At 66.2% G+C, this 12,273-nt stretch carries 13 protein-coding genes and 1 pseudogene; 7 read left to right on the top strand and 7 right to left on the bottom strand.

Going from position 1 to position 12,273, the window contains the following annotated elements; all coding sequences use genetic code 11:
* Positions 1 to 418: 418 nt before the first annotated feature.
* A complete protein-coding gene (locus ABD301_RS02340) occupies positions 419 to 1,054 on the bottom strand; it encodes a TetR/AcrR family transcriptional regulator (RefSeq protein WP_344306644.1) in 636 nt (211 codons plus the stop codon).
* A 109-nt stretch (positions 1,055 to 1,163) separates the two neighbouring features.
* On the opposite strand from ABD301_RS02340, the gene ABD301_RS02335 reads away from it, so the two are divergent.
* From ABD301_RS02335 to ABD301_RS02325, 3 genes and pseudogenes are all read left to right on the top strand, one after another.
* The gene (locus ABD301_RS02335; protein WP_163568173.1) at positions 1,164 to 1,889 is read left to right on the top strand and encodes an SDR family NAD(P)-dependent oxidoreductase; all 726 of its coding nucleotides are present in this window, start codon (positions 1,164 to 1,166) and stop codon (positions 1,887 to 1,889) included.
* Complete coding sequence (locus ABD301_RS02330) at positions 1,886 to 2,218, top strand: hypothetical protein (protein WP_344306641.1); 333 nt, start codon at positions 1,886 to 1,888, stop codon at positions 2,216 to 2,218. The genes ABD301_RS02335 and ABD301_RS02330 overlap by 4 nt, the downstream gene beginning before the upstream one ends.
* Positions 2,101 to 2,804: pseudogene (locus tag ABD301_RS02325) on the top strand (alpha/beta hydrolase). Before ABD301_RS02330 ends, ABD301_RS02325 begins: the two are co-directional and overlap by 118 nt.
* A gap of 102 nt (positions 2,805 to 2,906) precedes the next feature.
* Here the strand turns inward: ABD301_RS02325 and ABD301_RS02320 are convergent.
* From ABD301_RS02320 to ABD301_RS02300, 5 genes are all read right to left on the bottom strand, one after another.
* Complete coding sequence (locus ABD301_RS02320) at positions 2,907 to 3,305, bottom strand: DUF1737 domain-containing protein (protein WP_344306638.1); 399 nt, start codon at positions 3,303 to 3,305, stop codon at positions 2,907 to 2,909.
* Positions 3,306 to 3,396: 91 nt separating this feature from the next.
* On the bottom strand, positions 3,397 to 4,653 hold the full coding sequence (locus ABD301_RS02315; protein WP_344306636.1) for a hypothetical protein: 1,257 nt from the start codon (positions 4,651 to 4,653) through the stop codon (positions 3,397 to 3,399).
* A 35-nt stretch (positions 4,654 to 4,688) separates the two neighbouring features.
* The gene (locus ABD301_RS02310; RefSeq protein ID WP_344306634.1) at positions 4,689 to 5,783 is read right to left on the bottom strand and encodes a helix-turn-helix domain-containing protein; all 1,095 of its coding nucleotides are present in this window, start codon (positions 5,781 to 5,783) and stop codon (positions 4,689 to 4,691) included.
* Between the two features lie 12 nt (positions 5,784 to 5,795).
* Complete coding sequence (locus ABD301_RS02305; RefSeq protein WP_344306632.1) at positions 5,796 to 6,440, bottom strand: hypothetical protein; 645 nt, start codon at positions 6,438 to 6,440, stop codon at positions 5,796 to 5,798.
* A 120-nt stretch (positions 6,441 to 6,560) separates the two neighbouring features.
* Positions 6,561 to 7,397, bottom strand: coding sequence for a polysaccharide deacetylase family protein (locus ABD301_RS02300; protein ID WP_344306630.1), 837 nt, complete (start codon positions 7,395 to 7,397; stop codon positions 6,561 to 6,563).
* Positions 7,398 to 7,624: 227 nt separating this feature from the next.
* Here ABD301_RS02300 and ABD301_RS02295 point away from each other — a divergent pair, with 227 nt between their 5' ends.
* Positions 7,625 to 7,936 carry a DUF6355 family natural product biosynthesis protein gene (locus tag ABD301_RS02295; RefSeq protein ID WP_163568127.1) on the top strand — a complete coding sequence of 104 codons (312 nt, stop codon included), beginning with the start codon at positions 7,625 to 7,627 and terminating at the stop codon, positions 7,934 to 7,936.
* 45 nt (positions 7,937 to 7,981) lie between these two features.
* Here ABD301_RS02295 and ABD301_RS02290 read toward each other — a convergent pair whose 3' ends face one another.
* Complete coding sequence (locus ABD301_RS02290; RefSeq protein WP_163568126.1) at positions 7,982 to 9,094, bottom strand: FAD-dependent oxidoreductase; 1,113 nt, start codon at positions 9,092 to 9,094, stop codon at positions 7,982 to 7,984.
* 99 nt (positions 9,095 to 9,193) lie between these two features.
* On the opposite strand from ABD301_RS02290, the gene ABD301_RS02285 reads away from it, so the two are divergent.
* The 3 genes from ABD301_RS02285 (at position 9,194) to ABD301_RS02275 (ending at position 12,225) form a co-directional block, all read left to right on the top strand.
* A complete protein-coding gene (locus tag ABD301_RS02285; protein WP_279580061.1) occupies positions 9,194 to 9,769 on the top strand; it encodes a TetR/AcrR family transcriptional regulator in 576 nt (191 codons plus the stop codon).
* A gap of 329 nt (positions 9,770 to 10,098) precedes the next feature.
* A complete protein-coding gene (locus ABD301_RS02280; protein WP_344306627.1) occupies positions 10,099 to 10,854 on the top strand; it encodes a 3D domain-containing protein in 756 nt (251 codons plus the stop codon).
* A gap of 12 nt (positions 10,855 to 10,866) precedes the next feature.
* Positions 10,867 to 12,225 (top strand): cellulose binding domain-containing protein, encoded by a 1,359-nt coding sequence (locus ABD301_RS02275; protein WP_279580059.1) that lies wholly within the window; start codon positions 10,867 to 10,869, stop codon positions 12,223 to 12,225.
* Positions 12,226 to 12,273: the final 48 nt, after the last annotated feature.

Genomic DNA, 12,273 nt, shown 5'->3' with positions numbered 1-12,273 from the left:
TTCGGCCGCCGCGCGGGCGGGGTTGCGTTGAGGGCCGGCGGGCGCCGGCCACCGACGTTCAAGGGGCTTTAGCGTCACGACGTCAAAATCCCGCGCAACGCCTGATCGTGGCCGGCGCTACCCGGGGCCCTGTAGTACTAGGGCGCCTGCGCGTAAAAGCGCGCGTGTCAGCTCGAAATAGAGGCCGCGATCGTGGAAGGCTCCGCCGCCCGTCTGATGTCCGGCGGTGTGACCGATGACGCTGCCGTTCGTGATGAGAAGCGCGCCAACTGTCGACATCCGCCAAATCGTGCGCGGACGGCGGCGGATCTCGTCACACTGCTCAACACCCTTGGCGCCAAAGCGGACGACAGACCGCCACCACCGCCGGATGTCGTGTCAGGCGGCCCGGACCAGCTCGCCGTCCTGATTATCGGCATTACCGCTGCGGGCCTGGTAGTGGGGCGCGGGCGTCCAGGAGGGTATCCCAACCAGCCATCGCGCAGGTGATCACGGCTTCCAGTTCGGCGCGGTCGGCACCGTCGCGGGCTTGTACGGAAAGTCCTTGCACCACCGTGGCGTAGTAACGAGCGATGGCGTCGAGCCCGGCATCCGACATGTCGAGGTCGCCGGCCGCCACACCGCGTACGAAACGGTCCCTGATCTCGGTGAACTGCGAGCGCCGGATGTCGGCCAGGGACTCGCGTACGGCGTGGTTCTCCACCGCTCCGGTGGGTGCGGCGAGGATCAGCATGCAGTAGTGCGGCGCGTCTGTGATGGTGACCTGATCCGCGGTGGCGCGCAGCATGGCATGGATCGCGGCGCGGGTGGTTGGGTGCTCATTCAGGGCGCGCCTGGGCGGCCCGCCGTACGTTGTGCCGTAGACCTCCATGACCTGGCGGAACAGGTCCGCTTTGCTGCCGAAACAGGCATAGATGCTGGCCGAGGCGATCCCCATCGCCTCGGCCAGGTCGCTGAGCGAGGTGCCTTCGTAGCCCCGTTCCCAGAACAGGTCGAGCGCCTGCCGCAGGGCGGTGTCGGGGTCGAACGTACGCGGCCGGCCGCGAGTGGCCATCCAGGCGCCTCCATAGTTGTTTGTCGGTCGATCTACTTTAGCTTGACCCGGCGGCCATGGCCATGGGAAGGTTTGTTTGTCAATTGACAAACAAACCGAACGGATGGTCATGACCCTCGAAGGCAAAACCGTGCTGGTGACCGGAGCAAACCGCGGCATCGGCAAAGCGCTCGCCGAGGAAGCCCTCGCACGAGAGGCCAAACATGTCTACGTGGGCACTCGACAGCCCTTGAACCAGCCCGATCCGCGGGTGACAACGCTGATTCTCGACGTCACCGATCCTGCGCAGGTCCAGTCGGCAGCCAACCAGGTCGAGGCGCTCGACGTCCTGATCAACAACGCCGGCATCATGCTGCCTGACGCCCCACTTGACCCCGCTGTGCTTGAGCGTCACCTCGCTGTGAACGTCTACGGCTCCCATGCCATGACCCAGGCCTTCCTGCCCGCGCTGACCCGCTCGCGTGGAGCCGTTATCAACCTCTTGTCCTGCTCCGCGCTCGCCCCGTTGCCGATGTTGACGTCGTACTCGGCCTCGAAGGCGGCAGCGTTCTCCCTGACCAAAACCCTTCGCGCTGCGCACGCGGGGCACGGCGTCAGGTTCCATGCCGTACTCGCCGGCCCGGTCGACACGGATATGACGCGGGAGCTCCACATCCCCAAGATCTCCCCAGAAGCGGCCGCGCGAGCCATCTTCGATGCGGTGGAGAAGGGCGAGGAGGACATCTTTCCCGATCCGGCAACCGCGCCGTTGACACAGGCCTGGGCCGCGGGGGCGGACAAGATTCTTGAACGCCAGTTCGCGCAACTCGTGCCGGCAGCGGCTGCCAGGACATGACGAGCAAGGAATGGTCCGAGCTGCGCGAAACGTTCGCGGCATGCGCGCCCACGGCCATGGCCGCGACCACGGCAGCCGTGATGGCCGTCGACCCGGCGATCGACCTGGGCGGCGCCGACCGGTTCCACGCGCTCACCAAGGAACCGGCCGACGTCACTTACGAGGAGCTCACCGCGGCTGGCTTGCCCGCGATCTGGGCGAACCCGAACGAGTGCGATTCCGAGGCGGTGTTGGTCTACTTCCACGGCGGTGCTTCGTCAGCGGCTCGAAGGAAAGCTACCGGAAAATCGCCGCGCATCTGGCCAAGGCGGCGGGCATTCGTACGCTGATCCCGGACTACCGGCTGGCGCCGGCGAACCCATTTCCGGCACAGCTCGAAGACGCGCGGTCCCTGTACGAGTGGCTGCTCGCCCAGGGTTTCCCACCGTCGAAGATCGCCTTGCCGGGGACTCCGCCGGCGGCAACATCGCAACCGGTGCGGCGCTCGCGCTCAAACTGGATAACCGGCCGTTGCCGGCGGCGGTCGTGGCGTTTTCGCCTTGGTATGACATGGAGGCGAACGGGCCGACGTTCGACTCCAATGCGGGCGTCGACGTGGCCATTTCCCGGCAGTTGGTGCACGCCGTCGCGCCGATGTTCCTCGGTGGACGGTCCCCGACCGATCCGTTGGCCAATCCGTTGTATGCCAATCCGGCCGGGCTTGGGCCGTTGCTGCTGACGTGTGGCGACGACGAGACGTTGCTGGACAGCGTGCGGCGGTTCGCCGCGCTGGCCAAGGAATCCGGCGTAGAGGTCGCCCTGCACGTTGCCGACGGCATGCCACACGCCTTCCAACTGCTGGCCGGACGGTTGCCCGAAATGGACGCGAGTATCGCCGAGACTGGCAAGTGGCTGCGCGAAAAACTCGACACCTGAACGAGATGAGGTCCCCCAGAACCGTGGAGGATTTCCTACCCAGGTTCTGGGGGAATCTCAGGGGCGACTTTTTCTCCTCGGCCGAGGTGTGCGGCGACCGGACTACGAGCCGGCCGCGTGTTTCGGGGGTGTGGTGTCCGTTGGTCGTGGTTGCGGCCGGCGGGGCGGTGGACTGGCTTCGGCCGCTGGGGCTGTGCTCGAGGACGAGGCAGCGCTCGAGGAAGGGGCTTGGGTCGACGAAGCCACTGGGGCAGAAGGGGACACGGGCGCCTGGTCGACGATCGGGTTGGCGCTGATCGCGGACGGTCGGAAGGACGCGGCCGCGTACGGCGGGAGGACGACGGCCTGGGCGACGACCGTACGGGTGCCGTCGTACGTAAGAGCCGGGCTGCCGTGCAGCTCATAACCCTCGTCCAACGCCTCCGAAACCCGGCGGCAGAACTCGGCGTCGTCAGGGCCGGTCAGCACCCGGTAGCGGAGCCGCACGGTGACACTCGCCATGGCTGGCCCTTCGCCTGGTGATCAGTCTCCCAAGCCTAGGAGATCGGTGCTTGACCTGCGCGACAAGGTGGCCGTTACGACAAGGTGGCCGCTACGGCGAGCCGTTGCGCAACGTGCTGGCGATGTCCACGGCTTTGCTGAGGTCGGCCTGGTCGGAGAACGCGACGGTGAGCAGGCCGAGGCGGCCGGGTGCGGCCACTTCGGTGGTGAGACAGAGATATTCGCCGTTCTCGTCGTCGTCGGCCACCGACAGGCTGGCCCGATAGGGCGTGCCGTCCAGCGCCGGCAAACTTACCGGCCGGCCGTCGGTGGGCGCCGACTCCGGCAGGATGCCGTCCACCGGCGCCAGGCTGCCGTCGTCTTTTTTGATGGCGAAAGAAGAAAACCAGAGCGTCAGCACGCCGTCAAAGGCTGACCAGCTGCCTTCGTCCTCAAACCGCCCGACGAAGGCGCCAGGCGTACGCACCCACCACTGGCCGCTCAGCTCGTTCCACGCCTCGCCGCGCCGGTAGCCGATTTGCGGCGGCAACGAGGAAGCCGCCCGGGTTTCCACTTCCTGCCGGGATTCTCCCAAATAGGTCAGAATCTCGCCCCATTCGGCCCACGGCAGTGGCGAGGTGGCGGTGAGCGTGTCGGCCTGGGTCAACAACGTGTCCACCCGGCGCAGCAGAGCCATCTCGTCGTCGTCGGTCGGCGCCCGCCACGGCACGTCCTGCCACATCAAAACCATCGCCCGGCCGAGCGCGTACGAGCCGTCTTTTCCGGGATCCCACCAGGGAAAAACGTCGATCCCTCGGCGCGGGTCACGGGCCACCTCGCGGGCCCAGTCGACGCTGCGCGGACCCATTGGGGTGATCATGAACGAGTCCTCGACGAACCGTACGGACAGCGGCATCGACACCGTGATGCCCTGCGCGCCGCCGGTTTCGAACTTGTCCACCGCGAACCGGGCGAGGCCGTTCAGCCAGTTCAGGAACTCCAGCTCGAGGGCACCCGCGTCGCGAGTGCGGAAATAGTCGTCCTCGTCCTGCGCCGGCGGCAGCCAGCCGATGCTCAGCTCGGCACCGAGTTCTTCGAGTAACTCGCACACATACGCGTGATAGCCGGGGCCGATCGTCGACGTTTTGCCGGACACCTCCAGGCGCGTCTCATCCAAGGTGATCTCGACGTCCTCGGCACCTGGGTAGAGGCTCACGAGAAGCCTCGGCCGCTGCTGCCGGTCGGCGCCGACGGTCGCGTGCAGCAGTTCGTCACCGACCCGGTTCCCGAACCAGGCCGCCGCGCGGACCAGCAGGTCGGTGGCCGCCGGCTGGTCCACCTCGCCCCGAACCCACACTTCGATGCCCATGGAAACGCACGATACCGGCCGCGCGCTGGTGCGGGTTATCGTACGGGCGGCAGCAGCCGGAGTTCTCCCTTGCCGGCCCGGGAGCCTGGCTGCCGATCGCCGCTGACCGCGGTCAACGTGAGCCCAAAGACGTGCGCCTGCAGTTCGTCCGGGGTGATCCCGATGGCGGCCGCGATGGTCGCCGGCGACTCGCCTTCGTCCCGTACGGACCGGAAAACCTTGGCCAGCAACTGGGAAGACTCGCGCGGGATCCCTTCCGGCTCGCTGCGCCGATAGCCCAGTCGGGACAGCTGCACGCAGGCCGTGCGGTAGCCCCACTCGGTCAGCAGGTCCAGCTCGTGCAGCCGGTGGGTGAGCGCCATCGCGGCCACTTTCCAGGTCTGCTTGGCCGTCAGAATGCGATCGACGGTCGCGTCGTTCAAGCCGTGCGCGAGAACACTGGCTCTGGGCATCAAAAAAGCCGCCGCGAACCGGTTCGCCTCGACCTCCGCGGACGGTCGATGCGGCACTTCGTGCTCGCCATGCAGGACCAGGTGGCCCAGTTCGTGGGCGGCGTCGAAGCGACCGCGTTCACCGGATTTGGTGGTGCTGAGGAAAATGTACGGCTGCCAATGCCAGTAGAACGACAGGGCGTCCAGGTCGTTGTTTTCCACGGTGAGCGAATAAATCCGAGCGCCATGTGCTTCGAGCAGGTGCAGGATGTTGCCGATCGGCCGCTCGCCCAACCCCCATCGTGCTCGTACGACCTCGGCCGCCGACTCCGGGTGATAGCCACTCAGCGTCGGGATCTGCGCCGCCGGCAGCTCGAACCGGGCATCGATCCAGTCGCTGATCAGCAGCGCGATCCGGCCGGAGCTGAGCGCGCGGTCGCGCTCGCGGGCGGTCATCTTGCTCAGCGCCCGGAAGCTCACCGCGTCCGGCGGGATCTCGTCGAGGTCGGCGGCGCCCAGAAAAGCTGGCGAGACGCCGAGAATCTCGGCCAGTAGCAACAAAGTTTCCTCGGACGGGGTCTGATGTCCGTTCTCGTACAACGAAATACTGCGGGTGCTCAGGCCAGCCAGTTCGGCGAGCCGGGTCAACGTCAGACCACGCCGTTTTCGTGCGATGACAAGCCGGGATGGAGTAAGCACCGCCGGGCCTCCCTACCTGCGGTTGACCTCGACGACGATCTCGCCCATCGACAGATCCGCCGAGACGTCCGGGAGCGCGACCGGCTCGCGCGGGAACGGCGGCACGATGATCCGTTCGGCCCAGCCGGTGATCCGGCCATCCTCGATCGCGTCCGGCAGCGACAGCTCGACCTGGAACGCCTCGTCGTGCACGTGAAAAAGCAGGATCCAGGTCAGCAGATGGCCGGCGTCCAGCGTCCGGCCCGGGGCCAGCCCGAAGTCGAAGCCGTCGAAGTCGAAGGGGAGTTGCTCGTTGGTGGCCACCGCGAGCGCGGTGGCTGGGCCGCGCGGATGCTTGGTGGTGGGCAACACATCCAGCCCGCCGGTGAGCTCGTCGCCGGTGATCGCCACGATCGCGAAGTCGCCGCTCGGGTGAATCGTGCGCGGCAGGTTCTGCGGGTTGTCGAAGTGCCAGCCCGCCGGCACCAGCTCCTCACGCAGGTAGCGGGCGGTCCGGGCCCACCGGATCAGGCCGGCCATCATCGGCGGATCCAGCGGCGTGCACGTACTCACCTCGGCGTCCGCGCGGCGCACCACCCGCTCCAGGATCTGCACGCTCAAGCCCAGCTCGGCCAGCCGGTCGACGGCCGCCGCCTCGACCACGATCCGTGCGCCCATCTGACCAGCTCCCCCGATTTCGCCGACCTCCCTGACTTCACGGAACCGTACCTCAAATGAGGTCGCGAAACGCGAAGCCACGCCGCCTGTTTCAGGCTCGGTACGCGGAAGGTTAGCGAGTCAAGCGAGCGTCACGAACTGATAGCCGCGGGCTTTTAGCGCTGGCACGGCCTGGGTGAGCGCGGCGATCGTCTCGGACCGGTCGCCGCCGCCGTCGTGGCAGAGCACGATGGAACCGACCGGAGCGCCGGCCACCCGGCGCTCGATCGAGCTGGTGCCGGGCCGGGTCCAGTCGTTGGTGTCGGTCTGCCAGTGGATCGGCATCATGCCGGCCGCGGCCACCTCGGCGAACACCGGCGGCCCCCAGTTTCCGCCGGGAGCACGGAAAACTCGGGGATAGGCACCGCATGCTTTGAAGACCGCGTCCTGGGTGGCGACGATCTGCTGCCGGATGTTCGGTACGGACAGGTGCGGCAGCGTTTCGAGATGGTTGTACGTGTGGTTTCCGAGCGCGTGGCCGCCGTCGTGGATCGCCTTGATCAGATCCGGATGGCCTTTCGCCTGCACACCGATCATGAAAAAGGTGGCGTGGATGTCCAGCTGTTTGAGCAGCCGCAGCATTTTCGGCGTCCACACCGCGTGCGGGCCGTCGTCGAGGGTCAGCGCGATCGCCTTGGCCGCAAACGGCTGCGCACCGGGCGTACGAGCCGCGTATTCAGCGAGCGTGTAAATCGCCTTTTGTTGCACCGGAAAAGTGGTCGGGGTTGGTGACGGGGTGGGCTCCGGCGGAGCCGCGGACTTCGATGGCGGTGGTGGCGTACTCGCCGGCGGGGTCGCGCCGCAAGCGGCCGCGCTCAGCAGTAGCGGCACGGTCGCGCCGGCCCGCAGCAGCGTTCGGCGGCTGATCCGCTCCGTCCTGTCGCGGTCACCAGGCCGCGCGACTTCCGGTTCGGGCATCCCACTCCCTTTGTTGCCATCGATCTGCAACAAACAGCCTACGGCTGCTCCCGAGGGCCGCCTCGGCTGGGCTTCTTCTGGTGACATGCCGGGTTATCGACCTAAACGGAAAATCATCCTTTTCAGTGTGACTCGTCACCGCTGGGGGCGTTTGTGAAGGTGACCGCGCATCGGGCGTGGTTGTCGGATTTGGGTGGCGGGATGCACCGCCAGATGAGGAGATTCCCATGAAGAAGTTCGCGATCGCGCTGGCCACCGCCGCCCTCGGGGGCGGCCTGCTCGCGGGTGTCGCGGCCCAGCCGGCGGCCGCCGCTGTGCATCTGGACGGCCCGCCGGCGACCTGTGGTTTCTGGGCGGACTCGTCCGGTCCGTGGCACGCGCATTACGGCCACTGCGCGCCGGACGGCCGCAACGTGGTGGTCGTGGTGCACACCTGGTTCGGGGACAACTGGACTTTTTGCGCGTTGGCCAACACAACTACCGACCTGGGCCTGGAGTTCAACATCCGGACAGCCGATTTCGAGGGTGGCTTCTGCTGACGTCCACTGGGGACGGTCCTGCCGCCGCGGGCAGGACCGTCCCGGTCACGCGGTGACCGGTGGCATCAGGTGATCGAGGCCTTCGCCGGTGCGTTTCGCGGCATCCGTCGAGCGTGGCAGCATGATGGATTCGTACGTACGCACCGCTTCATCGAGGCTGGATTCGGTGTCGACAGCGGCGGCGAGTTCGACGCCGTCGAGCATCGCGAGGTTGGCGCCCAGCCCGAGCGGCGGCATCAGATGGGCCGCGTCGCCCAGCAAGGTGAGGCCGGGGGTGTGCTCCCAGACATGCGGCACCGGCAGCTTGTAGAGCGGCCGGTGAATGAAGCCGCCGTCGTTGTTGCGCAGAACATCGAGGAGATTGTCGTGCCATCCAGCGAAAATCGTCAGTAGGTGGGCTCGTACGGCCGCCGTGTCCGCGAAATCCAGGCCGACAGCCTGATGCCAGTTCTCCGGCGTACGCATGGCGATGTAGGCGCGGAGATGCGCATTGCTGTTGCGCTGGACGAAAAACGACAGGCCGGGTGCCTTCGCGATCATCGTGCCGTTGCCGGTCAACCGGGCGAGCTCGGCATGCCGGCGGTCCGCATCGTCGAAGCCGACCTCGATGAACGAAACGCCGGTGTAGAGCGGCTCGGCGCCGGTCAGAGCCGCTCGTACGCGTGACCAGGCGCCGTCGGCGCCGACCACGAGATCGAAGGTTTCGCTGCTGCCATGGGCGAAAACCAGCTGCCAGGTGCCGTCGCCGAGGGTGGTGACGGCGGTGACCTGGGCGTTCCATCGGACCGTACCGGCGGTCAGCGAGTTCAGCAGGATGCCGCGCAGCTGGCCGCGGTCGATTTCCGGCCGGGATTCCGGGCCGTCCTCGGGCTGGTTGTCCTGGACTACGAGGCCGCTGAGGTGGTCGATCCTGCGCCACTCCTGCCCCTCCGGGCGGGCCAGCGCGGTGAACTCGTCGAAGAGGCCGGCCGCCCACAAAGCGACCTGGCCGGTGCCTTCGTGCATGTCGAGAGTGCCGCCTTGGGAGCGCGCGCCGAGCGTCTCCTCGTACTCGAAGACGGTGGCGCTGTGCCCGTGCAGCTGCAGGACGCGGGCGCAGGCCAGCCCGCCGAGGCCGCCGCCGACGATGGCGATGCGGGGTTTATCGGTGGTTCTCATGTCATGTCCTCTCTGTCGTAGGACCAGATAAGCACATCGACTACGAAAGTGCAATCACTACACTTTTAAAGTCAGTTCACTCTGAGGTACGCTGAACTGGTGACCGAATCGACCGAGCCGATCGGGCGCCGCGAGCGCAAGAAGGCCCAGACCCGCCAGGCGTTGGCAGACGCCGCGCTCCGGCTCTTTCTTGAGCGTGGCTACGACCACGTGAGCGTCAAGGAAATCGCCGACGCCGCCGATGTGTCGGTGACGACCTTGTTCAAACACTTTTCCGGCAAGGAAGCGTTGGTTTTCGACCAGGCCGAAGACATCGAGGCGGAGCTGGTCTCGGCCGTACGCGACCGCCGTCCCGGCCAGTCGATCCCGCAGTCGCTGTGCGACCACATGGTGAGATCGGTGCACGGGGGCACTCCGGAGATCACCGCGTTTCTCCGGATGGTCGACGGCACCCCGGTGCTGCGCGACTACGCCCACCGGATGTGGATGCGGCACGAAACGGCGGTCGCGCAGGCGATCGCGGCCGAGGTCGGTGCTCCCGACGACGACGTCCGGTGCGTCGCGCTGGCGCATTTCGCGCTGGAAGCCCGTCACCTCATCAAGGCGTACGACGACCCGCGGCAGGCCACCCGGGAGATCTTCGCTTTGTTGGACGACGGCTGGTCAGCTGGTTGACGAACATTCCGATGGCTATTTTCGGTCCCTGTCGAGCGTGCAGGGCCGGTGCTTGGTTCAAGTTGTAGCCAAAGGAAAGGCGGTCGATGCGAGCATTCGGGCCAGTGGTTCTTTCGGTCGTACGCGACTAATTCGACAGATCTCACGGCGATGTCCGAACATGGTTCAGATGGCCGTGCTCGTCCGAACAGCGAAGATTTTCCGAATGTTCACGCTAAAGATCGAGATCTCTTGACTGGGTGGGTGGGGACACCTACGGTCTGACAGCAGGTGATCACCTCGCGACCATGCGTTTCCTCCGGTTCGGTCCCACCCGGGAGGCTCACGTCATGCTCAAACCCTTCTTTCGCGGTGCCCTCACCTTGGCGGCGCTCGCCGTCGGCGGGCTGCTGCTGGCCCCGGCCACTCCGGCGGCCGCGGCTTTGCCTGCCTGCCAACACTTCTACACCGGCACCATCCCCGTTCGGCCGGTGACCGGCGGCCACGGCCCCGGCACCCTGGTGGGCGCCGTCGACGTGAGCGGCCGGCTGCCGGCGCCCGGCGGCGTCAGCGGTGGCCTTGGTACGGACGGAAAAGTCACCTTCACGTTCGCCAGGGTCGCCGGCGCGGTGGCGTACCGGGCATTTCGCAACGGCCAGGCGTTGCAGTGGATCAGCGACTGGGGCCAGCCCAGTTTCCTGGTTACCGACCCGAGTCCCTGCCAGAACGCGAACTACCAGGTTTATGCGATGACGGCCGACAACGCGTCCGCCTCCTCGGTCGGCCAGATTTCCCGCTCGTACCGGCTCAACAGCGCGAATCAGCTGGCGCCGTACGCGATGACCCCGGGTACGACGCTGAACTATCGCGTCACGTCGTACAACGACACCGGCCAGACCGCCCTGGGCTACAACGCCGGCCCCGGATTCTGCGCGGTAGACGCGCGGAACATCCCCTGGGGAACGCGGTTTTACGTGCCCGGCTATGGACACTGCTATGCCGCGGACATCGGCAGCTGGATCAAGGACGACATCGTCGACGTTTGGCTGCCCGGCACCCAGGCCAACGACTGGGGCGTCCAGCAACTGACCCTCACCGTGGAATAGGAGGACTTGGCCATGAAAGAAAGAAGGACCTCGACCAGGGCCAAGTTCGTCTTCGGCTCGATGGCCGCGGCGGCCCTGTTGGTGCTGGTGCCGCTGGTGGTCTCGCCAGCGACGGCGGCCACCGCGGCTGCCGCGGTGTTCTCCACCGACTCCACCTGGGATTCCGGCTACCAAGGGAAATACACGGTCACCGGCGGCTCGGCCGGGTTGACTGGTTGGAAGCTGGAATTCGACCTGCCGGCCGGGTCGACGATGGGCTCGTACTGGGACGCGATTGACACCGCGACCGGGGCGCACCACTCATTCGTCAACCGCGACTACAACGGCACGGTCGCGCCGGGCGGGTCGACGACGTTCGGGTTTTTGGTGAATGGCCTTGGCATGCCGATGAACTGCAGGCTCAACGGCCAGCCATGTGGTGCGTCAGCACCCCCTACGTCAGCGCCGCCTACGTCCGCTCCGCCAACTTCGGCACCACCAAGCAGCCCGCCCCCGGGTGGCGGTGGTGCTGGGAAAGTCTCGCCGTACATTGACATCACGTACGCGACTCCGTCTCTGGTCTCGGTGGCGAACGCGACGGGCGTGAAGAACTTCAACCTCGCCTTCGCGTTGGCGGACAGCACCGGCTGCAATCCATCCTGGGGTGGCACAGTTCCGCTGACCGAGCCGCGAATCATCAACGACGTCAACAGTCTGCGTGCGATGGGCGGCGCGGTGACGGTCTCCACTGGAGGTGCGGCAGGGCCGTACCTGGAGGACACCTGCGGCTCGGTGGACGCGCTTTACAACGCGTACGTGCAGTCGTTGAATGCGGTCAGTAGTAACAGCCTTGACGTTGACGTGGAAGCATCGATTCCGATCGCCACGGTGAATCAGGCATTGTTGCGACTGCAGCAGAACAAAGGCACCAAGATCAGCTACACCATGCGGATCCAGGGTCAGGATTACGGCATGGATCCGTATTCGGTGCAGATCCTCCAGGACGCGGCATCGCGAGGGCTCAATGTCGTCGTCAATCCGATGCTGATGGACTTTGGCTACACTGGATCATGGGGTGACGCACTGGTCTCGGCGGCGAATGCCACCATTGGGCAGATGAAGACGATCTGGCCCTCCAAGAGTGATGCGCAAATCAAAGCAATGCTTGGATTGACGCCGATGATTGGGCATAACGACACTGGTCCGGTGACCGACCAGGCGGCCGCCCGAGAGTTGCTGAGTTTCGCGCAGGCGAATCACGTGGCGAGCATCGGGTTCTGGTCGGTCGGCCGCGATAATGGCGGCTGTCCGAATGGCGGGGTTGTTGCCACCTGCTCCGGGATTCCGCAGTCCACGTACGAGTTCACCAACATCTTCAAGGCGTACAGCTGACTGGGTTGCCTCACAAGTCACATGAGCCACTCTAACTCCAGTAGAGAA

The sequence above is a fragment of the Fodinicola feengrottensis genome (assembly GCF_039530045.1).
GTDB classification, from domain to species: Bacteria; Actinomycetota; Actinomycetes; order Mycobacteriales; family HKI-0501; genus Fodinicola; species Fodinicola feengrottensis.
The sequence above is the reverse complement of the archived record's forward strand: the minus strand, read 5'-3'. Positions and strand labels throughout refer to the sequence as shown.